Below are 23,595 nucleotides of genomic sequence, written 5' to 3'. Positions count from 1 at the left end.
AGCAGTTTAATTCATAAACTGCTATCGATAAAAAAGGCGCTTCATTAGTATGTATAGCTAATGAAGCGTCTTTTTTGATAAATTTTACTTAAATATGTGCTTTAAGGTAGGCGATATGTTCTTCACGTGTTGCCCAGCTGGTCGCAAAGCGTACGATTTTATGCGTCTCGTTATACTTCTCCCAACAAGTGAATTTTATATATTCACTCAATCTTTCAATTGTTTCATTGTTCATAATAAAGAATTGCTGATTGGTTGGTGAATCTAAATAGAGTTGGTAGCCTTTTTCAACAAATGCTTGTTTTAATTGCATTGCCATATCCACTGCATGTCGACTGATATCTAAATATAAGTTATTTGTAAATAATTCAGCAAACTGAACACCGATTAAGCGGCTTTTCGCAAGTAAGGCACCGTGTTGTTTGACAATAGATGTAAAGTGCCTCGGCTCATTGTTGCTTGTGAAGACAATAGCTTCACCACATAAAGCTCCGATTTTAGTACCACCTATGTAAAAGACATCTGCATATTTGGCAATATCCTTAATATCTAAATCAGCTTCATCACTGACTAAACCATAACCTAAACGCGCACCATCAATGTATAATGGGATCTCATATGTTTTACACATGTTTGAGATGCTTTCTAATTCTGATTTTGTGTATAAGGTTCCGTATTCAGTAGGATAAGAAATATAGACCATACCTGGATAAACCATATGTTTATAGTTTGAGTCTTCATAGAAGTCATCAATATAATTTTTCACTTGATCAGCAGTGATTTTACCATTGTCAGAAGGTACCGTTAATACTTTATGACCACTGAATTCAATCGCACCGGATTCATGTACACTGATGTGACCAGTGTCCCCGGCAATGACACCTTCGTATTTGTTTAGCATTGCGTTAATTACAACTTGATTCGTTTGTGTTCCACCGACTAGAAAATAAATAGCAGCTTCTGGCATATCGATAGCTTGTCTGATTTTACTGATTGCATCAGCAGTAAATGTATCATTGCCGTATCCAGACTCCTGTACGTAATTAGTTTGAACTAATTTTTCTAAAACTTTTTCATGTGCACCTTCTAGATAGTCATTTTCAAAAGATATCATGGGTCCTTCCTCCAATTCATAGTATTTTTTATAATGCAATTCTAGCTGCAAAGCAAAAGAGGCATAAGTAGTACCAATATTCTGAAAACATTATTTAGAATTCAAGAACTAATGTACCAAAATCACATCTTTTCAAAAGTCTTATACAGTTAGAGAATGTTTTAATAATAATGCGGTTAGTTGATTGTGTCAACTACAAGATAATACTTTTATATTTTAATCTTGCAAAGCTTTGGGCTGTTAATACTGTAAAATAGAGGAGTTATATAAATTATAGCGATTTTTTGACAATTCATATTATGGCAGTAAAACAGACGCTTTTTTAAGTGATCATACATAAAAAACTCTGATGGACTAAGCAGTCGATCAGAGTTTAGCTAATTATTTATTATTGTTGTAAGTCAGCGATACCTTTTGCGATAGATTCGAACACATGAGGGATATCGTCTTTTTCGATACAGCTGAAAGCAACACGGATATCAGTTTTGTTCAAAGCAATTGTACCGATAGAATATGCTTCGATTAAGTGTTTACGTAATGCTTCCGCATCAACACCTTTAACTTGAATTGCCATGAAATAACCAGAGTTGAAATCATAAGGTGTCCAGTAAGCTTTAAATTGCTCATCATATACCACTGATTTTGTGACTTCATAACGTTCGCGTAAAGTATCGATATGACGTTGCACATCCGCTTCAAACGCTTCACGATGTTCAGGTTGCAATACATATTGAACTGCACTTTGTGAAGGCATAGGACCGCTTGAGATATTACTACGGATTAAACCTTTAACTTTAGCTTCTAAGACAGCTTTAGTAATTTCATCATTAATACCGAAAGTAATAAAGCCGACACGTAAGCCCCAAGCAAAGAATTCTTTAGTTGCGCCGTCTAATCTCACCGGTAAGATATTTTCTGATTCAAGCTGTGTTAATGCTGAGAATAATGATTGTGTATAAACATCTTCATAGAATAGACCATAATATGCATCATCTACAATTGTAATTACCTTAGTACCGCGATCAGCTAAGTCTTTAATTGCTTTGGCGATAACATCAACTTGATCTGCAGTTGGTGTATAGCCTGTTGGGTTATTTGGGTAATTCAACAATAAGATGACTTTGTCTTGATCATAATTTTCTAAAGCTTCAACAAAACCATCAGTTGTGTAGCGATTTTGTTCATCAAAGATAGAATATGTTTGAATATCAGCACCATGACGCGTATTAAAAATTAATTTATAGTTGCCCCAGTTTTGTACAGGTAATAATAACGTATCACCAGCATTAACAAATAAGTCAGCTAAAATAGATAAGCCATGTGTTAATGCGTTTGTCACGATAGGTCTAGAAATTTGTTTTTGTTCTAGATCAGGATTTTCTTTTAGAATTTTTTCTTCCCATAACGCACGTAATGTTTCTAATCCTTGCGGTGGCGCATAAGGGAAAATTTCATCTGGATTTAGATGTTGGTATAAACCGTAGATTGTATCAGAGTATAATTTTCCATTATCATCTGTCGCCATACCAATTGTTGCGTTATACTTTGTTGCTTTAGCTTCTGCTGATTGAGATAAAATGCCTTTAGGATAAAACATGTGTTTACCTAAGTCAGACAGCATGTCCAATATCACAGGGTTAGATTGTGTAAGTTGCTCATTTAAATCAAGCGCTAATGGATTCATAATAATTCCGCCTCACTTTTTAAAGTCTTCATACATTACTATATTATCTTGAATGAGCTTAAATAGAAAGTAGAGAACGACGATTTTCAGAAAATATGGTCGATTATTCTAAATGTATCCTTAAAAATAGAAAAACTAACCATGAATACCCAATAATTATTTGATATACTGATTATATTTGAGGTGAAAATATTGAAACATTTGACTAAAATTTTTGTGATTATCGCAATTCTAGCGTTTTTAGCTGGTGCTTATTTTCAATTTATTGAAGATGAAGGCGCAAGTATTAAAATGTTTTTAGCGGCCATCATGTTCATGATTTGTGCTTTTATCAGTCGTAATAATGATCGGAAGAAAAGAGAACAGTATAAACGTAAAAAGTAACTGTACAAGTGCATTGTGCAGTTACTTTTTTATTGCTTCTGTGTATATACAATATATACAGGAAAGACTGATATTTGAGTGATTATGTAAAGATTACGTAAAAATCATAGACAAAACTGTTATATCTGTGTATACTGTGTATATACAGTTAGGGAGGAAGTTAGATGAAAATACTGCTTAAGAATAATAGTGAATATCCGATATATGAACAAATCAAGCAGCAGATTAAAGAAAATATACTCAAAGGTTATATTTCTCCCGGTGATCATCTTCCCTCTATGAGAGAACTTGCGAAAGACTTACGCGTAAGTTTAATTACGACCAAACGTGCTTATGAAGATTTGGAGAAAGATGGGTTTGTGACCACAATCAGGGGAAAGGGTACTTACGTTAAAGAGCAAGACAATGCGATATTGAAAGAAAAGCAATTTATAGTCATCGAAGATTTAACGAAATCATTAGTAAAAGAAGCAAAAACAATCGGTATGCCGCTTGAAGAGTTGAATGAAATCTTAGCATTAATCTATGAGGAGGAAAATGAATGATAGAAAAAGCTATCGATGTACAGTCACTTTCGTATCATCATAAAAACTTCGAGCTTAAAGATATTTCATTTCATGTTCCAAAAGGTTATGTGACAGGTTTCATTGGCGCTAATGGTGCAGGTAAAACAACCATTATTCGTTTATTGATGAACTTGATTCATCGAGAATCTGGATATATTGAAATGCTTGGACATGAAATGCCGAAACAAGAAAGAGAAATCAAAGAACAAATCGGTTTTATTTATTCGGAATTATACTTGAATGAAAAATGGACAATCGAAAAAGTAGAGCGATGTATTGGACCGATGTATCGCAATTGGAATCATGATATTTTTCACCACTACATAGAACGATTTAAACTTCCGCTTAAGAAGAAGATTAAGACGTTTTCAACAGGAATGAAGATGAAACTTTCCTTTGCGATTGCATTTAGTCATCATGCGAAGTTGTTCATTTTAGATGAACCGACAGCAGGATTAGACCCTATCGCAAGAAATGAAGTACTAGAAATCATCCAAGAAGAACTCATTAATGAAGATGTTTCAGTTTTCTTTTCAACACATATAATTTCAGATATTGAGAAAATCGCAGATCATCTTGTTTATCTTAAAGATGGGCAAATTATCTTCAATGAACCGAAATATGTATTGTTGGATGATTACCAATTAATACGTGGTAGTGTTGAAGACTTGGATGATGAATTAAAAAGTTACATTATCAATTTGAAAATTAAACAAACGGGTTATGTAGGATTAACGAAAGAAGCGGATGCTTTCAAAGAAATCTTTGGTGACCGAGTAGAAATTTCTGAACCGACCATTGAAGAATTGATGGTTAATGTAGAAAAGGGTGGCTTAGATGAAGCAAAGCTTGGTGAAGTGTTATGAAGACATTGCTCAAAAGAAACTTACTATTAAGAAAATATACTTTAATTGTTTATGCATTGATGATTATACTTGCGCCAGTTGTATTGCCATTGATTAAAGGTGATTCGGTATGGAGTGTTATTATTAAAAATATCTTTGCGGCGCTTGTTATGTTTATCATTATTTTTGATAGCGGACAAGTCTTCAGATTGCAATTTAAATTAGGCGGTAATAAAGCTTATTACTTCAATCACAGCTTACCTTTTTCAGCACGTCAGCAGTTAAATACACATTATTTAACAACACTCTTGTTAGCATTAGCAGGTGCAATCGTGTTGATTGTGTATAATGACGTGCCGCAAGGTGCAGAGATTAATAGTATTGAACTGATGACGCCTTTGACATTTATCGCAATTAACCTTTTGGGTCACGCACTCGCTTTCCCCAAAAGTTCTGAAGTCAGAAGGGATTTTATTCCTTATTGGGGCTATATCGTTGTTGCGAATATTGTTGTACCGATTTTAATCGCAATTGGTTTCTTGTTGATCGCAGTTGTGACAGAACGTTTTGATATGATGTCAGATAAAATGGTGGAAGTTTATATCAATAGGTTTGTGCTTTGGTCTGGCTTATTATGTATCGTAATTTTTGTGGGAACATATTTTTATCAGCTTAAAAAAATTAATTCAAATCAATAGTCATTTAAAAGGAGGTCTTTTGATGAAACTTGAACATATTACAAAACAATACGGTTCTAACAAGGTATTAGATAATATTGATTTTAAATTTGATCAAAGCCGCATTGTCGGTTTGATTGGGAAAAACGGTGTAGGTAAAACGACATTAATGAAAGTCATGAACGGCAACATTATTAATTACTCAGGAAAGGTAAATTTAGGTCCTGATGAACGCGTCGGTTATTTAATTGAGCACCCTAAACTTTATGATAATAAATCAGGCTTATATAATTTGAAAATCTTTGCGCAAGTCTTAGGTAAAGGCTACGACAAAGCTTATGCACAAAGTATTATTGATGCATTCGGCATGGCGCCTTATATCAAAAAGAAAGTCAAAAAATACTCTATGGGTATGAAACAAAAACTTGCGATTGCAGTGTCATTGATGAATAAACCGAAATATTTAATTTTAGATGAACCGACAAACGGTATGGATCCAGATGGTTCAATTGATGTGCTTGAGACCATTCAGCGATTAGTTAAAGAGTTAGATATGAAAATTTTGATTTCGAGTCATAAATTAGAAGACATTGAATTAATTTGTGACCGTGCAGTGTTCTTAAGAGATGGCCATTTTGTACAAGATGTGGATATGGCGAAAGGGACACCGACAGATGTGACAGTCTTGGAATTAGGAAAAGACTTATCAGATGAGAAATTTAAAGAGGTTTTAGATTATTTGACGATTCATTTCAGTATCTTACAAAGTCATAAAGATTCTGGTGAAATTTCATTAAAATCAATCAAAGATTACAAAGAATTATTAAAAGGACTTGCAGGATTAGACGTCTTCCCAGAATACATTGAAACACGTAAACAATCATTACGTGATACGTACTTCAATATTAATCAAAGAGGTGAGAAAAAGTGAATCTATTCCAACTCGTAAAACATGACATTATCAGTATCTTAAGAAGTCCATTAACGTATTTAGCACTTATTTTAACATTACTTCCAATTATCGGGATGACAGCATTGATTAATCAACAAATGCATAAAGTAGATGGAGATATTATTATGGCCATGGGTAGCTGGTTCTTCTCTATAGTTGGATTACTGTTTATGATTAAAACAATCACAAGAGATATTTCTCAAGGTACGATTCAATTGTATTTAAACAAAACGAGCAATCGTATAAAGTATTTTATTGCGAAAGTCTTATCTATCGCATTTATCGCGATTTTAATCACAGTGCTTTTAGATGTGCTTGTTTTAATTATTCAAGCCGTTACAAAAGGACCTGATGTGAAAGATGAGAAGATGTTGCAGATTTTATGGTTCTACTTTATTTTCTTATTATTCTTTGGTCTGTTGTTATTCTTGGTAGCGTTAATCGTACCAAAACCAGCATTGATTTATGCGTTAGGTATATTCTTAGTCTTGATTGTGCCATTTGCGGAACCATTTCTACCTATGATTCCGAAAATTGGAGATGATATCCAAAAAGCATTGAAGTATATTCCGTTCAGTTATTTAACGAACAAAACAACGACAGGGGACTTCAAATTCAGTAATTGGCAATGGTTTATTTCAGCGGCTTCAATTGTTGTCTTATTTGTTGCTAATACGCTATACATTACAAAAAAAGATATTTAATCAAAAAAGCCGGAATGCTAGTTCATGTACTCTAGCTTCCGGCAGTTTTATTATGGGTTCAGTAATTTGTTCATGATAGAGTTGTAAACTTCTTTCCAAAGATTTGAATCTGTTTTGAAGCGGTTGCTGATGACAACATGAGCTTGTTGTACGGCTTCATCATAATTTTCATCATCTTTATCTGGAAGTAATTTTTTTCTAGTTTCTTCAACGAAGACTTGTGCAGCTTTTGCGCGTGGGCCCCATACATTTTCTTGTTCGTATTGATCATTTAAGAATACGAAAATTGGAATCGCACGTGCTTTACCATTCGTTAAATATTGATCAATCAAGTCTGTGTCTTGGTCTCTATGAAAGACGCGTACTTCGAGGTCTAACAATTCGCTGATATGTTTTAAGATCGCAATATTCATCATGGCATCCCCACACCAATCTTCAGAAATTGCGAGTACTTTACGATATGACTTTTGCTTGATTTGTTCGATACGTGAATCATCTTCAGGTACTGTAAAACTTTCATAAATCTTAAGTAGACCTTCTTGATTTTCTTTCATCTCAGAGATATACGTATCTAAATCTTGAGCATTTTGAAAATATGTTTCTAATTTTGTCATCGATAAAACCCCCTTTGTTAATTGATAATATTATATCAACAAATGATTCGGAATTAAAAGGAAAGGTTGTGAAAATTCTAAAGATTATATAGTGTTGCAAATGTAGTTAATATATTTTGAAGAAAAAGTAATATATAAGTGAAATAGCACCGTGCAATTTCTAAAAATAGTAGTATGATAAATATGTGCGAAAAATACATACGAAAGAGCAGTAAAAAGGAGTGATTCTTTTGAAGTATAAATTAGTCGCAGTACTTATGTTTTCAACGATAAGTGTAATAACTTTATTGATTTCAGGGTATATGAGTAGTACAAAATCAGTTGATTTATCAGAAATGACAATTAACAACATGAAGATGAATCAATCATTTAATCCAAAGGGTTTTAATGAAAATCATAATATTCAAGTCGACCGCTTTGCGTTTTATTACAATGATAAGCATCCTAATTTTGTGGTGAAAGTTGATAAGGCACATCATAAAATTAATGGAATGGTTGTTATTAAGGATAAACAAATTGAAACGAACATGGGCTTTAAAGTAGGAGATGATATCAGCGATGTCATTCAAGCACTAGGCAGCAGTTACCAATTAACAGAAGGTAAGAATGGTTATAAAACGTTGAATTACGTTGATAAAGAAAATCATTTAAAACTTAAAGTCTTATATCAAGATGATGAAATTAAACGAATTGAATATTTCAAATGAGAATTCTAATTAAAGATGGCGTACTTGAAAGGCAATTTAAGCGGCCATCTTTTTACATAAGATAATATTTTCTTTAGGCCAAAGGGGAAACATTTTAAAAGCTTTGCAAGTTAAAGTATAATTCAAGTAGATTTTGGAGGTGGCCATTGTGAATAAAATTACATTTTTAAATGATTTAGAAAGTGAATTAAGATGGTTGCCTAGAGACGAAAAAGATAAAATTATGTATGAATACGAAGATGTGTTCTACGAAGGTGAAAGAGAAGGGCGCTCAGAACACGATATTCTAAATGAAATGGAAAGCCCGAAAAAAATAGCGAAAGAAATTTATGCGCAAAAAGCTATCAAGAATGCTGAATATGCGCCGAACGCACAAAATGTCACCAAAGCTGTTCTCGCTACGTTAGGTCTAGGCATTTTATCTTTAATTATCATATTGATTCCATTATTCTTTGTGGTTATATTTATGATTATATTATTGCTTGCTTCGCTCGTGCTTTTATTATCTCCAATCATTTTATTTGTAGCGAATGTGATGAGCGGATTTTCACAATTTGTTTTCAGCGATTTCCTATTTGCCTTTAGTTACACAGGTCTTGGAATTATCTTTATTGTCTTTATCTTCAAGTTGGTTGAAGTGATTTATAAATTAATTCTGAAGTATTTACGTTGGAATTTGAAATTGATTAGAGGGAGCATAAGCGCATGAGAAAACTTTTATTAATCGGCTTGATCACGTTTGTTGCTTTCTTCTCACTCGGCACTTTAGTCTGGTTTGTTCATGATCAAAGTAATTTGCCAGAGGAGCGTGTTGAAAAGACATTTCATAATAAAGACATTCAAGATATTTCAATCAGCGGCAATCGTGCAGACATCAAAATTGTACAAGGTAAGGAATTGAAGCTTAAATATAAAGGACAACGTCCTATTAATTTCTCAGAACATAATCATATCCTTAAAATTTCTGAAGATAAAAAGGATGAAATAGCGCCTAATATTAATCCATACAAAAGAACGAAACAAGAAATGATTGTCGAGGTACCAAAGAAACAATTAAATGATATTAATATTTCAACAGATATCGGCGCAATTAAATTGGATGGTGTACAAGCTGCGACAACCACAATTTGGAATAACATTTCAGATGTACATATTAAAGATTCCAAGTTGGAAAGTGTAGATATGAAATCAGAGAGCAGTAAGTTGGCATTTGAAAATAGTACGTTAAAAAACGGCAATTTCAAAATTCATTCTGGCGGTATCAGTGGAGATCATTCATTAGTAAAAGAAAGTATTTTTATATTAGGTACGGGTCATATCAATTTCTCAAAGATGGCGAATTCTTGTGATATTAAAGCCTCAACGAAAAGTGGCAATATTACGTTAAGCTATTTACACCCGCCGAAAGATACACTGTTAAGATTAAACCCTGCTGAAGGTAAGAAGTTGGTAAAAAATCCTCACTTTAAAAATGATAAAGTCGGTAAGGGTGAAAATGTTTTAGAATTCTATACGAATAAAGGTAATATCACAATCGAATAATGAACGTTTCAACAAAAAAACGATTTTCATCAAATGTTAGATGAAAATCGTTTTTCTTTGTCTATATTTCTATTCAATTATAATGTGCTGGATTCTGTTTGTTGTTGTTCTAAAACGCCGTCTTCCATTTGGTATACTTTATCGCAGAATTTCATTAAACGTTCATCGTGTGTTACGACAAGACAGGTTTTATTTAATTCCTTGGTTTCTTTCTTTAAGATGTTCATGACTTCCATCGCATTTTCAGTATCTAGTGAAGCGGTAGGTTCATCGGCTAAGATAATAGATGGATTCGTATATAATGCTTTAACAATCGCAACACGTTGTTTCTGGCCGCCAGAAATTTCGCTTGGCAGCTTATTTTGAACTTCACTTAAACCTAATCGTTCTAATAAGTTAGTCAGTGCTTCATCACTTAGCACATCTTTCTTTTGTTTTTTCAACAAGGTAAATTGCTGTTTGACTGTTAAGAAAGGAACCAAGTTTGTGGCTTGCAAGATAAAGCCGATTTCGTTCATACGCGTATGTGCTAATTGTTTTTGAGAAAGATGTGTAATGGCTTGGCCATTCACATAAATTTCACCTTCAGTCGGTGTTTGTAATGCTCCGGCCATCGTCAAGAACGTACTTTTTCCTGATCCAGAGGGGCCGATGATGCCGACGAGTTCGGTCTTATTAAATTGTACTGTCGTTGGTTTAACAGCTTCGATAATTTTATTACCATCTTTAAAACGCTTCGTGACGTCTTTAAACTCTAACATTAGTATTTTCACTCCTTTTTATCCAATGGCTTTTAATGGGTCTACTTTACGGATCGTTAAAATAGAGAACAGACTTCCAATGAGTGATACAACAATCAAGACAAGTCCATAGATGATTAATGTCACAGGATTAAATGCGACAGGCACAGCATTCGGTAAAAAGGCACCTGTGATTAGTGTCAGTGCTAATCCGATTAATGTACCGATTAAAGAAATCATAAAGGTTTGTGCTAAAACGACTTTAGCTAAGTAACCATTTGTGAAACCTTGTGCTTTCAATACACCGAATAAGTTTGTTTTTTGAAGTGTAATGACATATAAGAAAATACCGATGACTGTTGCTGAAATAATAAATAAGAAAGTAATCATAAAGTTAAGTGTCAGATTTTGTGCAGTGTAACCAGGTAAATTTTCAACGAAGTTTTCAATGCTGACTGCTTCTAAATCAGAATTGAGTGATTTATCTTTCCAATCTTTGTCACGAACCACCACAGCATTCGTTTTATCTTTGGTTAATTTCGGGTTGATACTTTGAATTGTATTATAATTACCGAATAATACAGGTGATGCGTTATATTTTGCGCTTTCCGTAAATCCAACAATTTTCAGCTTTTCATCTGATTGGGATAAAGATAATTTATCGCCGATTTTAAAGCCTTTATCTTTTAAAGTTTCATCTGCGATGACCTCATTATCTTTATTAAATTTATGTCCTTCTAGTAATTTAGGAATTAAGAATGATTGTTTGGATACCCCGAATAAGAGGGCATTTTCTTCTTTTTGACCATTAGAAACAATAACGGCAGATTGTTTGAGTAACGCGGATTCTTTAAATGTATTTTTTGTTTCTTTTGTATCGAAGACAGATTGAGCGACAGTTTGATTCGCATCTTTATTTAAGACAATCGCATCTGCATGCCATTTATCTATACCTTCACGGTTCATATTAATTAAACCGCTCGCAAGGCCTGAAAGTAAAAAGAGCAGGTAACTGATCATAATCAGCACACCGATGATTAATCCGAATTTTAATTTATTTCGTTTCATCTCGTTCCAAGCTAAAAACATAGGAGAACTCCTCTCGAGTATTTAATTTTGAATGTTGAGTTGATTATGATTGAAGACTATCAACTTAATTAATCAATTATAACTTATATAACTCAAATATGAAAAATAAAACAAAATGTATCAAACTTTTTTGCGAATACTTTTAATAAAAGAAGTGGGTTGGGAGTTAATTTAGATTGGGATAAAGAATTTCAAGATATTATTAAATCAAGTAAAGTCTTGTTTTTTCTAATAGAGCAGATAAAAATAAAAGCGAAAAGACTTTAGCACAGTGTCTTTCCGCTTTTAATCTATTATTCAGATGCGAAGGCAATGTCTGTATCGATTTTGCCATGAAGAGAGGTAATGTCTAGTTCGTTGTGGTTAAGCCATTGATTAAAATCAATACATACAGGTGTTTGATTTTCGCCTAAACTGATCCAAGCTTTCATTGTTTCTGGTTGATACATAGATGTATGAATAGTACCAGACCAGCTGCTGAAGAGCTTACTGTAAATTTCATATTGCGGATCATTAAAAACTTCAAAAGCTTTCATTTTATCCATATGGATATCTGTTTGTTTTAAAGTTTTAGCTAATCGTGCTTTAGATTCTTTTGTGTAGTTACGATTTTCATGCGTCAGCAACTTGAAATGGTTAGTGCACGTACGATCATAACGTACATCTAGACCTCTAGGTGTCACTTCTACAATCGCGTGTTGATTATGTTTATCCATCATAATATAACTGAATGAACTACGATGAGGAATTTCTTTTAATAAACGAATGGCTTCATCTGTATCACGACAAAGTTCTAAAATTAAGCGTCCAATCATATAACAGACAAACCCGTCTTGCGGATGTTTACGATGCATAAAATTATAGCCCATAGCGAGACCCGCAGAATTAAGCCCATCCATTCTGCCTGTGACGCGAGAAGTAGGACCAATTTGGGCTAATCCACCGTCATTTGGTTCATATAATAAATAGCGACCATCATATGTGGCAGGATGATAGTCATAATTGCGCACTAAATAATTGTCGCCAAGAAAGACTGTACAGCCGCTGTCTTTCTTAATAGGTGTAAAGCGATAATGTGCAAAATTAAAAACAATTTGTTTAATCGGTAACTCAAGCACTTCACGCATACCCATTAATTCTTCCCAAATTTGCGGTGCATATTGTTGGAAGATTGCATGTGTTTCATTAACATCGATATCAAAGCGTGGTAAGCGTTTCTTCCATTCTTTTTCTCTATTTTGCATGAGTTTAGTTGTTTTCATCCACTTGCCTGTTTCAACACCTAAATCATAATGTGATCCTCGAAATGTCATAATATCTGAGTGTACTTTTTGCATTCAAAATAACCCCTTAATGTTTCTCTTGATAATGTTACAAGAATGTAATTATTTATTAATAGACTTGGGAAATCAAACCATATTATAATATATATGTAGAGAAAAAACTGTAAATACGGTTTGTAAATGTCACTTGAAACGAAGATAGATTACGTTTAGAGGTGATTCATATGGTACAAGATTATTATAATAAAGCATATGCCGCTGTTTACAGATGGTGGAGAGGCGCGTAATACGTAATTCTTGTGATTTTAAGAGGTTAACCTTTTTCGGTTAGCCTCTTTTTAGTATAATGGCTTTAGACATGCTTTAGCTTTTTTAATATAGGGTATATGTTTTAATGACCAATTTAAGTATGCTATTATTAGAGCATGCAGGCGATTATTTTTATAGAGGTGAAATCAAAATGTTAGACTTTATTAAAGGCTTTTTTAAATTCTTCTTCAGTTTAGCACTTATCGTGTCAGTTGTAGTTGGCGTAGGTGTGGCTGTATTTGCTTTCATCTTCAAGAAAGACTTTGAAGATATCGAAAGAAGAACAAAAGAAATCGTTGCTGATATTGAATCAGGCAACAGTAATTAATTGTAATAGAATTAATGTAAAAGCACTTGCTGAGTTGAATTCAGCAAGTGCTTTTTTCATGAGTCTAAAAGGCTAAGAAGCGTTACGACATAATGTGATTTGGACAATATCAAGCAAAGAAAGTTTAATTTGCTGCTGTTGTTTCAAATTGATACCGATTAAGACTTGATCTAAGTAATTGATTTTGTCTGGCATCATTTTGATAGTCTGTATCCAACCTCCTTTAAAGTAGCGCACACGAATGGGACATTGTTCTTGAAATGCGATATGAATCTGTTGGTTCAATTCATGAATTTGATCTTCAGATAAAATAGGGCGTTCTATCTTAGTTTGATCCACCGCATATTGATGCAGACGTTCAAACTGTTCGGGCAATGTCGCAAAAGGTGCCCATTTCACCATGCCTCTGCCCATCGGGATATTCGCATCGAGCTCCTCCCGTGGAATTTTTCGATAATCTGTTTCTTCTTTAGACGTTTCCATCACTATCACCTGCTTGAGTAAGAGTTGATAATTTCATTATACGAACACTTGTTCGTATTTTCAACTGTAATTAATAGTTTAGCAGAAGAAAACCGTTTCAGAATTGAACTATTATCATTTTTCAGAATAATCCCGTACAATAGGAGTTAAGATGAGGAGGTAATAATATGACGAAATCAGGTTATATTGGATCTTACACAAAGAAAGAGGGTAAAGGGATTTACCGCTTCGTATTAGACGAAGACAAAGCAGCAGTCACTGAAGTTGCGACTGCCTATGAAATTGAGGCTTCTACGTTTATTGCACGCCACAATCAATTTTTATATGCGATTACGAAAGAAGGCGAACGCTGCGGTGTCGCAAGTTTTAGAGTTGAAAATGACGGCACATTGACTTTACTTAATAAATGCTTAGACTCTGTCGAAGGCACAGGATGTTATATTTCTGTATCAGAAGATGGCAATTATTTATTTGAAGCGGTCTATGGTGCAGGACTTTTACGTTTATACGAATTAGATGCAGCAACAGGTGAAGTTGTACGTTTAATTGAAGAGTTGGAACATAAATATCCGACAGGCCCGCATGAACGTCAAGAACATGCACATGTCCATTATGTGCAACAAACTCCAGATAAAAAATATGTTGCTGCGTGCGATTTAGGTACAGACAGAGTAGTCAGCTACACATATGATGAAGAAGGCTATCATGAAGCAGCGGTATCTGAATTTACTGCAGGTTATGGCCCACGCCATATCGCATTCCATGAAAATCAACCTTATGCATATGTTGTACATGAACTTTCAAATAAAGTGAGTGTTACCAAATATGATGACGGCCATTTTGAAGAAGTAGGCGTTTATGTAACGATTCCAGATGACTTCAGAGAAGCAACGAAACTAGCTGCAGTACATTTATCTCATGATCAACGTTTCTTATATGTCAGCAACCGTGGTCACGACAGTATTGCAGTATTCGAAGTCAGCGACAAAGGTGACACATTAAAATTAGTTGAAATCGTGAAAACTGGCGGTGAATTCCCACGTGATTTCAATATTTCAGATGATGATCAATATATTGTATGTGCACATCAAGAAGGGGATTCTCCAGTGACTGTTTTAAAACGTAATAAAAAAACAGGCCAACTGACATTAACAGATGACAAACAACATGCTGCAGAAGGTGTCTGTGTCATTTTTGATTAAAGTAAAACAGTTGTAAATGCTATAGAGTAACCAGCATCTTTTGATAGGTGCTGGTTTTTTTATGGAAATGTTATAAGAATTATTTATCATATGAATTATAAAAGGTTATGTAACCGTTTGCATTATTTTGGTTAAATATACGGATTTTTGTGATAAAATTAAAAAAACAACATGTACAGGGGTGCTTTAAATCAGTATCAGATTTAATTTTCGATTGATTTAAAGTAAAACATGTTGAATTCAAGGGGGGATTGGTTATGCGTCATTCACATCAAACAACTTTTCGCATACCGGGACGTCTGACATTCTTTTCTCAACCAAAGAAACAAAAATCTTATAACTTAGGCCAATTAATAGGTTTGATTTTAGGACCTGTACTCTTTGCGTTGATTTTAATGTTTGTACATCCTGAAGGTTTATCACATCAAGGGGTTTTCGTTTTAGCAAGTACTGCATGGATTGCGGTGTGGTGGATTACAGAAGCGATTCCTATTCCGGCAACCAGCTTAATGCCATTAGTGCTGATGCCGATAGGTCATGTCATGGATCCTGCACAAGTTACTTCTGAATATGGTAATGATATTATTTTCTTATTCTTAGGCGGCTTCGTGCTTGCGATTGCGATGGAAAGATGGAACTTACATACACGCATAGCTTTAATTATTATCAATAGTATCGGAACAAGTACTGGGAAAATTTTATTAGGCTTTATGTTAGCAACTGGCGGCTTATCAATGTTTGTATCTAATACAGCAGCAGTAATGATTATGATTCCAATCGGCTTAGCGATTATCGCAGAAGCGAAAGCTTTGAACGATAAAGAACATCATAAACACAATTTATCTAAATTTGAAAAGTCATTAGTCCTTGCGATCGGTTATGCAGGAACGATTGGCGGTATGGGAACATTGATTGGAACACCGCCTTTAATTATTTTGAAAGGGCAATACCATACAGCATTCGGTGAAGAAATCAGCTTTGCGAAATGGATGTTGATTGGTATTCCGACAGTTATTATCTTATTATTCTTGGCTTGGGTTTACTTACGTTTTGTTGCCTTTAAACAAGAATTGAAACATTTGCCTGGCGGTGATGATTTAATCAAAACCAAGTTGAAAGAATTAGGCAAAGTCACATTTGAAGAGAAAGTTGTTTTCACTGTCTTTACCACAGCAAGTATTTTATGGATTATCAGAGAGTTTTTACTCAAACAATGGGGACCGACCTCACTTGTTCAAGATGGTACGATTGCGATGTTCGTCTCAATTTTATTATTCATTATTCCAGCTAAAAATAATAAAAAATACAAACGCATTATTGACTGGGAAGTTGCGAAAGAATTGCCATGGGGCGTACTGATCTTATTCGGAGGCGGTTTAGCTCTAGCAAAAGGTATTTCAGAGAGCGGCTTAGCGAAATGGTTAGGTGCACAATTGACAGCATTAAATGGTGTCAGTCCTTTACTCATCGTGATTGTAATCACTATGTTTGTGTTATTCTTAACAGAAGTTACATCCAATACAGCGACTGCGACTATGATTTTACCAATTTTAGCAACACTATCTGTCGCAATCGGCGTGCACCCATTATTATTAATGGTGCCAGCCGCAATGGCTTCAAACTGTGCTTACATGATGCCAGTCGGTACACCACCGAACGCCATTGTCTTCGGGACAGGTTTGATTTCTATTAAGAAAATGGCAAGTGTCGGCTTCTGGGTCAACTTAATTAGTGCAGTTCTCATTATATTAGTAGTTTATTTCTTAATGCCATATGCATTAGGTATAGATATTAGCGAACCATTAAAACCACTTAAATAATAATAAAGGAGATAGGCTAAAGTATTGTACTTTAAACCTATCTCCTTCTTTTATGTTAATTTTAATTATGATTTAAGTGTTGGTGATTGATAGATGTGTGAAAGGTTGCGACGTTTGATTTGTGCAGGTTTTAGTTCTGGTTGATCTAAATACAGACCATCAATATCATGCAATGTTAAAGTTTGTGATGTATCAAACTGATTCTCAGCAATTAATACATCTTTGTGCTGCGTATTATAGTAACCGCGAATATGAATCGCGTCTTTGGTCATAGGCCCTTCAAACTGGTTATTAATAATATAAAGTTCACGACCGCCTTGAGCTCCCATACGTTGTCCAGTCAGTACATCTGCAGTGTTTTTATCATCTTTCGTGCCTAAAAAACGCACGCCGCCAGCACAATTTAAGAAATGATTGTCCATGATATATAAGCTGTGTGCTTTAAAAGGTGTCAACGCAAAATCTTGTGTCTGATGGAATGTGTTGCGATAGATAAAAATATCGTGATAAAACTGATTGTGACGTGTTGCATGTGAACCGATTGCGCGATTCCAACTCTTGAAGCCTGGTGTTTCTGAAGGACCGAAATAGCATTCAGAAACCATAGTGTTTCTTGTAATTGTACCATCTCGCGTTCCGAATTTAGGGAAAGCACCTGGTACTTGAATATCAAGTTGTATTGCTTCAGAAAAGCTGCGATCACCATCAATATCTAAAAAGCCTTCGAAACTGCAGCGTGTGATCAGCGTATCTTCAACACCGCATGCATCAATTGCGTGACCGCCGACGATGTCTTTGAAGCGGATATTATATAATACAATACTTTGCGCGTGACCTAAGCACATCGCAGTGTTGTTGTCTGGAATACGACTGCCATTCATATCGAATGTACCGCCGATAATTGTGATATGGCTATTGCCAGTATAACCATGATAAAGTCCATTTCGCATCCCATTTTTAAGTAATGCATCTTTGCCTTGACGCTTAATAATTGCTTCTTCATGTAAGAATAATGTCGTGCCTTCATAAATTGTTAAGGCACGTTTGACATGAAATTCTCCTTTCGGCACAAAAATCATACTGCCTGGATGTTGTTTTGCGAGATTTAATGCATGCTGTAATGCTTTTGTATCCTTATGTTTATTTTGACCTGTTAATCCGAATTCAGTTGGGTATATCAACATGGTTTTGACCTGCTTTCTTTATTTCATTGTTTGTATAAAACGGGGTAAACTCGATAATTTGTCAAATTTAGGTTATCCTATTAATTAACAAGATATCACAAAATTGGGGGTAACGCATTATGGCAAAAAAAGCTTTAATTGTTGTAGATTATTCATATGATTTTGTCGCACCGGACGGCAAGTTGACTTGTGGAGAACCTGGTCAGGCGCTAGACGATTTTATCGCAGAACGTATGGAAGCGTATGATAAAGAAGGGGAAGCAATCTTTGTCATGATGGATCTGCATTATGAAAACGATCCGTATCATCCAGAAAGTAAATTATTCCCGCCGCATAATATCGAAGGCACTTCAGGAAGAGATTTATACGGTAAAGTTAAAGATGTTTATGAAAAAATTGAATCACATGAACATGTGCATTATTTAGATAAACGCCGCTACGATTCTTTCTTTGGTACACCTTTAGATAGTTTATTACGTGAACGCGGTATTACTGAAATCGAAATTGTTGGTGTATGTACAGATATTTGTGTACTGCATACAGCTATTTCCGGTTATAATAAAGGGTATGCAATCACTATACCGACAAAAGGTGTTGCATCGTTTAATCCAGAAGGTCATAACTTTGCGTTAGAACATTTTAAAAATGTCTTAGGTGCGAAGGTAGAATAACAGAATAGACTCGTGATAAAATAGGATTAAATAGGTATGAATTACAATAATTAATGACAAGGAGTGTCTCAGGACATGGAAAGTACTTATATTTTCGGGCATAAAAGTCCAGATACAGACGCAATTAACTCTGCCATCATTATGGCTGAATTTGAACAATTAAACGGCAATACTTCTGCGAAAGCATATCGCTTAGGTGAAGTGGGCCCTGAAACGCAATATGCTTTAGATTACTTTAAAGTAGAAGCACCAGAATTATTATCAGATGATTTAACAGGTAAAGACGTTATTTTAGTAGACCATAACGAATTCCAACAAAGTGCAGATTCAATTGAAGGTGCCAATATCCGCCACGTTGTGGATCACCACAGAATCGCTAACTTCCACACAGCTGGTCCGTTATGCTACCGTGCAGAACCACTAGGTTGCACAGCAACAATTTTATACAAAATGTTCAATGAAAAAGGCTTTGATATCAAACCGGAAATCGCTGGTTTAATGTTATCTGCCATCATTTCAGACAGCTTATTATTCAAATCACCAACTTGCACTGAGCAAGATAAAGACGCAGCAAAAGCATTAGAAAAAATTGCTGGTGTAGATGCACAAGAATACGGTTTAGAAATGTTAAAAGCAGGGGCTTCTACATTGAATAAAACAGCAGTTGAATTAATCAATGCAGATGCAAAATCATTCAACATGGGTGATTACACAGTACGTATCGGCCAAGTTAACACAGTAGACTTAAATGAAATTTTAGGCCGTCAAGCTGAGTTAGAACAAGCTATCACTGAAACATTAAATAATGCTGAATATGATATCTTCGTATTAGTTGCGACAGATATTTTAAATAGTGATTCAGCTATCTTAGTATTAGGTGAAGACAAAGATAAAATTGCGCAAGCATTTGGTGTTGAGTTAGATAACAACACAGCATTCTTACCAGGTGTAGTATCTCGTAAGAAACAAATCGTACCGCCAATCACTGAAACATTATCATAAGCAGTTAGACGCTGTTTATACATGAATATAGATTAAACTGGAATGGGCTAAGATGATAAACAAACAAGCATTCATTGTGTCATCTTGCTTTTTCCAGTTTTTTATTATAAATTTTGGTAATTGAAGTGTTGGTAAAAGTAATAAAATCATTATAAAAGATTAAAATTAGGGTAAAATTGAGTAACAAGGATAATTGTACGAAAGGAGTTAGAGAACCTTTGAAATCAATCGAGGAAAAATTTAAAGACTGCCAAGGGTATTTTAAAACGCATATTACTAAAGATATTAAATACCGTAGAAAACAACTTAAAGCATTGAAACATGCGATTAATAAATATGAAAATCAACTTTTAGCCGCATTGCATTTAGACTTAGGAAAAAATAAAGTAGAAGCGTATGCGACCGAAATCGGTGTCGTATTAAAAAGTATCAGTGCCGCTCGTAAAGATATACATAAATGGGCGAAAACGAAACAAGTGAACACGCCGCTCTATTTGTTCCCGAGTAAAAGTTATATTAAAAAAGAACCATTAGGCACAGTTTTGATTATCGGACCTTTCAACTATCCAGTTCAACTTGTATTTGAACCTTTAATTGGTGCGATCGCAGCTGGTAATACAGCAATTATCAAACCTTCAGAGCTGACACCGAATGTAGCTTCTGTGATTACAAAAGTCATTGAAGAAGCATTTGAATCAGCTTATATTACTTCAGTTGAAGGCGGTGTTGAAGAGACACAAGTCTTGTTAGAACAACCATTTGATTATATTTTCTTTACAGGCAGTGAACGTGTCGGACGTATTGTATATGAAGCAGCAAGTCGTCATTTGACACCTGTGACGTTAGAACTTGGCGGCAAGTCACCGGTTATTGTAGATGAGACAGCAAATTTGAAAGTTGCAAGTGAACGTATTGCGTTTGGAAAATTTATCAATGCGGGTCAAACATGTGTAGCCCCTGACTATATCTTGGTCCATGAGTCGGTCAAAGCAGACTTGATCAAGGCCTTGCAAGGTACTATTAAAGAGTTCTATGGCAAAGAACCGGATAAAAGTGAAGATTTCGGACGCATTGTGAATGATAAGCATTTTGAGCGTTTACAAGCGTTGATTCAGGACAATCAAGATAAAGTGGCTATCGGCGGTGAAACACATGAACCTTCACGTTATATTGCGCCAACGGTATTAGATAACGTGACTCCACAAGATTCAGTGATGGAAGAAGAAATCTTTGGACCGATTTTACCGTTGTTGACGTATCAAACATTTGATGAAGCGGTTGAATTTATTCAAGCACGAACACGTCCGTTATCACTCTATTTGTTCAGTGAAGATGAAAACAATACGGATCGTGTGTTAAATGAACTATCCTTTGGCGGCGGTGCTATCAATGATACGTTAATGCAGTTAGCGAATCCAAATCTGCCATTCGGCGGTGTAGGCGCTTCTGGTTTCGGTAAGTATCATGGTAAGTATTCGTTCTATACGTTCACACACGAGAAGTCATATATTTATAAAACTACACGCTTAGAATCTGGAATAATATTCCCGCCTTACAAAGGGAAATTCTCTTATATTAAAAACTTATTCAAATAGTAAAATGAACTATCTGATTGAAGTAGAATAACAATAATAAAACTGGGTCGAACTTTGAAAGCAAGGTTCGACCCAGTTTATTTAGAATATATCTTATTTAGTTTGTTTCTTGAAAGAACCGATGATTTTCACTTGATAATCTAAGGTTTCAAGTATTTTAATCACTTTGTCTAATTCAGAATTAAGCGTAGCATCGGCTTGGACAAAGAAGCGATATCTGCCTAATTGTGTTTTAAGCGGACGTGATTCAATCCAAGATAAGTTGATATTGAAAATTGCGAATGTATTTAAAATATTCGCAAGCAACCCGGCTCTATCTTGTTCTGGTGTAATCATTAATACAGTGTCTGTCGCATCTTCAGCGATAGTTAAGTGATTACCTATGATTAAGAAGCGGGTCACATTATGTGGAAAATCTTCAATATTTTGTTCAATTGCTTCTAGACGATGATCTTCATTGATACCTAGCGGTGCAATCGCGCCCGTATGTTCATCAATAAAATCTAAACTTTGAACGGTACTTTCTGAATAGCCGATTTGAAATTGATGACGCTGGATAAATTGGTTAGTTTGACTGATTGCAGGTGCGATAGAATATACTGTATCAATCGCTTCAATTGGTGTACCAGCTAAAGCATATAATCCGAATTGGATATTTAAATGGATTTCACCAATAGCGTATATATTTTGATGTGCTAAGCCATCTGCGATGATGTTGATTGTTCCTTCAATTGAATTCTCAATCGGTACAATACCAATGCTATCTGAGTCATTTTGAACTGCTTGAACGACTTCATATAAGTTGGATTTTGGATGATAGTCAGCTTCTGTTTCTGTTAAATACTTTTTAGAAGCAAGATATGAAAATGTACCCCTTGGACCTAAATAATATAAATTCATTTTTGCATTTCCCCTTTGATGTGACGCACAGTTAATGGAAAGGGCACCCAGTTGTTTCTGCTGGTTTCTTATAAAAGAAATTTGGTTCTTTCATCACATTTTTATACCCATGATGATAGTTCGAAACCAGAGTAGGTGACAGTGATGGTACGAGCCAAGACCATTTTCCAGTAACTTCACGATTGGCTTTTGCTTCATTGGATTCAAAGTGTTCGAATTGTTTAGCAGCTGTTAGGTGATCGACAATCGATGCGCCTACTTTTTTAAACGAATGATACACTGCATCATTCAGTTCTACCATAATACGATCTTTATTGAATGAAGTATTTTTAAGTGTATCAAATTCAAACGCTTCTGCAACTTTTTCTATTAAATTATAGCGGTATGTGTCAGTAAAATTACGTACAGCAATTTCATTTACCATATACCAGCCATTAAATGGTACTGTTGGATAAGTAATACCGCCGATTTTTAAATCCATACTAGAAATAATCGGTACTGCATACCATTTCAATCCTAAGTCAGCGAGTTTAGGGTAATGGCGGTGTTCGATTGGAACTTCTAGGACCAGTTCTTCAGGTAAATCATGCAGGCGCGGGAAGCGCTCACCAGGCAATTTATAAATCAATGGTAAAACATCAAAATCTGTACCTACACCTTGCCAACCTAAGTGTTGTGCAGTTTTAGTCATCTCGCGTTCCGCAGGATCCCCGGCATCTTCATAACCTGCATAGCGAATTAATTGATTATTATAGATGATAGGCGGATGATCTTCTTCTTGCGCATAAATCGTAATGTAAGATTGAATTTTTCCACCGTTTGTCGCTTCGTCTAAATGTTTGTGGATAGATTCGATAAAGGCATCATTGTCTTTGACGTCACGTGCATCTTGAACGATTAACGTTTCCCAAAATAATCGTCCGATACAACGATTGGAATTGCGCCAGGCCATACGTGCACCATATGTCAGTTCTTCCGTCGTATGGTGATACGTGCCAGTTTCGTTAATTTCCTTTTCGATTGCTTCTAATCTCTCTTGAATAACATTTTCGTCATAATTCAACTCTCGATACATTGTGTGAATAAATTCAGTCGCTTTCTCTAATAACATTTTCTTCACCTCATCTTTATTATAGGAGTAATAAGGGAAAACCCCTAGTAAAGATGTCACACAAAATATAGAAATCCAACTAAATCTGA

Annotated in this window: 25 protein-coding genes; 15 read left to right on the top strand and 10 right to left on the bottom strand. The window is 34.9% G+C overall.

Annotation, left to right across the window (positions count from 1 at the left end; all coding sequences use genetic code 11):
- Positions 1 to 88: 88 nt before the first annotated feature.
- The gene (locus KRR19_RS09065) at positions 89 to 1,114 is read right to left on the bottom strand and encodes a threonine aldolase family protein (RefSeq protein ID WP_002481714.1); all 1,026 of its coding nucleotides are present in this window, start codon (positions 1,112 to 1,114) and stop codon (positions 89 to 91) included.
- Between the two features lie 388 nt (positions 1,115 to 1,502).
- Positions 1,503 to 2,798 carry an aminotransferase class I/II-fold pyridoxal phosphate-dependent enzyme gene (locus KRR19_RS09060; protein ID WP_156666803.1) on the bottom strand — a complete coding sequence of 432 codons (1,296 nt, stop codon included), beginning with the start codon at positions 2,796 to 2,798 and terminating at the stop codon, positions 1,503 to 1,505.
- A gap of 192 nt (positions 2,799 to 2,990) precedes the next feature.
- Between KRR19_RS09060 and KRR19_RS09055 the strand changes: the two genes are divergently transcribed.
- From KRR19_RS09055 to pmtD, 6 genes are all read left to right on the top strand, one after another.
- Positions 2,991 to 3,182, top strand: coding sequence for an SE1626 family protein (locus tag KRR19_RS09055; protein ID WP_002481712.1), 192 nt, complete (start codon positions 2,991 to 2,993; stop codon positions 3,180 to 3,182).
- A 164-nt stretch (positions 3,183 to 3,346) separates the two neighbouring features.
- Positions 3,347 to 3,727, top strand: a complete 381-nt coding sequence (gene pmtR, locus KRR19_RS09050; RefSeq protein WP_002481711.1) for a PSM export ABC transporter transcriptional regulator PmtR — start codon at positions 3,347 to 3,349, stop codon at positions 3,725 to 3,727.
- Positions 3,724 to 4,614: a phenol-soluble modulin export ABC transporter ATP-binding protein PmtA gene (gene pmtA / locus KRR19_RS09045; protein ID WP_156666805.1), complete on the top strand. Its 891-nt coding sequence runs from the start codon at positions 3,724 to 3,726 to the stop codon at positions 4,612 to 4,614. The genes pmtR and pmtA overlap by 4 nt, the downstream gene beginning before the upstream one ends.
- Positions 4,611 to 5,291, top strand: coding sequence for a phenol-soluble modulin export ABC transporter permease subunit PmtB (gene pmtB / locus KRR19_RS09040; protein ID WP_060803978.1), 681 nt, complete (start codon positions 4,611 to 4,613; stop codon positions 5,289 to 5,291). Before pmtA ends, pmtB begins: the two co-directional genes overlap by 4 nt.
- Before the next feature lie 22 nt (positions 5,292 to 5,313).
- The gene (gene pmtC, locus KRR19_RS09035; RefSeq protein ID WP_002481708.1) at positions 5,314 to 6,201 is read left to right on the top strand and encodes a phenol-soluble modulin export ABC transporter ATP-binding protein PmtC; all 888 of its coding nucleotides are present in this window, start codon (positions 5,314 to 5,316) and stop codon (positions 6,199 to 6,201) included.
- Positions 6,198 to 6,926 (top strand): phenol-soluble modulin export ABC transporter permease subunit PmtD, encoded by a 729-nt coding sequence (gene pmtD / locus KRR19_RS09030; RefSeq protein ID WP_057510883.1) that lies wholly within the window; start codon positions 6,198 to 6,200, stop codon positions 6,924 to 6,926. Before pmtC ends, pmtD begins: the two co-directional genes overlap by 4 nt.
- A gap of 50 nt (positions 6,927 to 6,976) precedes the next feature.
- On the opposite strand, the gene KRR19_RS09025 is transcribed toward pmtD, so the two are convergent.
- A complete protein-coding gene (locus KRR19_RS09025; RefSeq protein ID WP_156666806.1) occupies positions 6,977 to 7,540 on the bottom strand; it encodes a thioredoxin family protein in 564 nt (187 codons plus the stop codon).
- A 221-nt stretch (positions 7,541 to 7,761) separates the two neighbouring features.
- Here KRR19_RS09025 and KRR19_RS09020 point away from each other — a divergent pair, with 221 nt between their 5' ends.
- From KRR19_RS09020 to KRR19_RS09010, 3 genes are all read left to right on the top strand, one after another.
- Complete coding sequence (locus KRR19_RS09020) at positions 7,762 to 8,247, top strand: hypothetical protein (protein WP_226956295.1); 486 nt, start codon at positions 7,762 to 7,764, stop codon at positions 8,245 to 8,247.
- A gap of 148 nt (positions 8,248 to 8,395) precedes the next feature.
- The gene (locus tag KRR19_RS09015) at positions 8,396 to 8,956 is read left to right on the top strand and encodes an HAAS signaling domain-containing protein (protein WP_002481704.1); all 561 of its coding nucleotides are present in this window, start codon (positions 8,396 to 8,398) and stop codon (positions 8,954 to 8,956) included.
- Positions 8,953 to 9,789 carry a DUF4097 family beta strand repeat-containing protein gene (locus KRR19_RS09010; protein ID WP_156666807.1) on the top strand — a complete coding sequence of 279 codons (837 nt, stop codon included), beginning with the start codon at positions 8,953 to 8,955 and terminating at the stop codon, positions 9,787 to 9,789. Before KRR19_RS09015 ends, KRR19_RS09010 begins: the two co-directional genes overlap by 4 nt.
- 77 nt (positions 9,790 to 9,866) lie before the next feature.
- Here KRR19_RS09010 and KRR19_RS09005 read toward each other — a convergent pair whose 3' ends face one another.
- The 3 genes from KRR19_RS09005 to KRR19_RS08995 all read right to left on the bottom strand — a co-directional run bounded on the left by KRR19_RS09005 (position 9,867) and on the right by KRR19_RS08995 (position 12,955).
- On the bottom strand, positions 9,867 to 10,550 hold the full coding sequence (locus KRR19_RS09005; RefSeq protein WP_105966998.1) for an ABC transporter ATP-binding protein: 684 nt from the start codon (positions 10,548 to 10,550) through the stop codon (positions 9,867 to 9,869).
- A gap of 18 nt (positions 10,551 to 10,568) precedes the next feature.
- Positions 10,569 to 11,618: an ABC transporter permease gene (locus KRR19_RS09000; RefSeq protein ID WP_023015883.1), complete on the bottom strand. Its 1,050-nt coding sequence runs from the start codon at positions 11,616 to 11,618 to the stop codon at positions 10,569 to 10,571.
- Between the two features lie 293 nt (positions 11,619 to 11,911).
- Positions 11,912 to 12,955: a C45 family autoproteolytic acyltransferase/hydrolase gene (locus KRR19_RS08995; RefSeq protein ID WP_216733597.1), complete on the bottom strand. Its 1,044-nt coding sequence runs from the start codon at positions 12,953 to 12,955 to the stop codon at positions 11,912 to 11,914.
- 406 nt (positions 12,956 to 13,361) lie between these two features.
- On the opposite strand from KRR19_RS08995, the gene KRR19_RS08990 reads away from it, so the two are divergent.
- Complete coding sequence (locus tag KRR19_RS08990) at positions 13,362 to 13,538, top strand: hypothetical protein (RefSeq protein WP_096754678.1); 177 nt, start codon at positions 13,362 to 13,364, stop codon at positions 13,536 to 13,538.
- A 72-nt stretch (positions 13,539 to 13,610) separates the two neighbouring features.
- On the opposite strand, the gene KRR19_RS08985 is transcribed toward KRR19_RS08990, so the two are convergent.
- Positions 13,611 to 14,021 (bottom strand): YolD-like family protein, encoded by a 411-nt coding sequence (locus KRR19_RS08985; protein ID WP_023015882.1) that lies wholly within the window; start codon positions 14,019 to 14,021, stop codon positions 13,611 to 13,613.
- Positions 14,022 to 14,188: 167 nt separating this feature from the next.
- Between KRR19_RS08985 and pglS the strand changes: the two genes are divergently transcribed.
- On the top strand, positions 14,189 to 15,223 hold the full coding sequence (gene pglS / locus KRR19_RS08980; RefSeq protein WP_156666809.1) for a 6-phosphogluconolactonase: 1,035 nt from the start codon (positions 14,189 to 14,191) through the stop codon (positions 15,221 to 15,223).
- A 257-nt stretch (positions 15,224 to 15,480) separates the two neighbouring features.
- A complete protein-coding gene (locus KRR19_RS08975; protein ID WP_156666810.1) occupies positions 15,481 to 17,043 on the top strand; it encodes an SLC13 family permease in 1,563 nt (520 codons plus the stop codon).
- 65 nt (positions 17,044 to 17,108) lie between these two features.
- Here the strand turns inward: KRR19_RS08975 and KRR19_RS08970 are convergent, their stop codons facing one another.
- A complete protein-coding gene (locus KRR19_RS08970) occupies positions 17,109 to 18,227 on the bottom strand; it encodes a glycosyl hydrolase family 28-related protein (RefSeq protein ID WP_057510877.1) in 1,119 nt (372 codons plus the stop codon).
- Between the two features lie 119 nt (positions 18,228 to 18,346).
- Between KRR19_RS08970 and KRR19_RS08965 the strand changes: the two genes are divergently transcribed.
- The 3 genes from KRR19_RS08965 to KRR19_RS08955 all read left to right on the top strand — a co-directional run bounded on the left by KRR19_RS08965 (position 18,347) and on the right by KRR19_RS08955 (position 21,495).
- Positions 18,347 to 18,898: a cysteine hydrolase family protein gene (locus tag KRR19_RS08965; RefSeq protein WP_105978628.1), complete on the top strand. Its 552-nt coding sequence runs from the start codon at positions 18,347 to 18,349 to the stop codon at positions 18,896 to 18,898.
- 75 nt (positions 18,899 to 18,973) lie between these two features.
- Positions 18,974 to 19,900, top strand: a complete 927-nt coding sequence (locus KRR19_RS08960) for a manganese-dependent inorganic pyrophosphatase (protein WP_002481693.1) — start codon at positions 18,974 to 18,976, stop codon at positions 19,898 to 19,900.
- A 218-nt stretch (positions 19,901 to 20,118) separates the two neighbouring features.
- Positions 20,119 to 21,495: an aldehyde dehydrogenase gene (locus KRR19_RS08955; RefSeq protein ID WP_023015878.1), complete on the top strand. Its 1,377-nt coding sequence runs from the start codon at positions 20,119 to 20,121 to the stop codon at positions 21,493 to 21,495.
- Positions 21,496 to 21,588: 93 nt separating this feature from the next.
- On the opposite strand, the gene KRR19_RS08950 is transcribed toward KRR19_RS08955, so the two are convergent.
- Complete coding sequence (locus KRR19_RS08950; RefSeq protein ID WP_002481691.1) at positions 21,589 to 22,395, bottom strand: prephenate dehydratase; 807 nt, start codon at positions 22,393 to 22,395, stop codon at positions 21,589 to 21,591.
- Between the two features lie 31 nt (positions 22,396 to 22,426).
- Positions 22,427 to 23,506 (bottom strand): nitric oxide synthase oxygenase, encoded by a 1,080-nt coding sequence (locus tag KRR19_RS08945; RefSeq protein WP_156666811.1) that lies wholly within the window; start codon positions 23,504 to 23,506, stop codon positions 22,427 to 22,429.
- Positions 23,507 to 23,595 lie beyond the last annotated feature (89 nt).

The sequence above is a fragment of the Staphylococcus sp. CWZ226 genome, from assembly GCF_018986355.1.
Lineage (GTDB): Bacteria > Bacillota > Bacilli > Staphylococcales > Staphylococcaceae > Staphylococcus > Staphylococcus simulans.
This window is presented reverse-complemented; position numbering and strand designations above follow the sequence as displayed.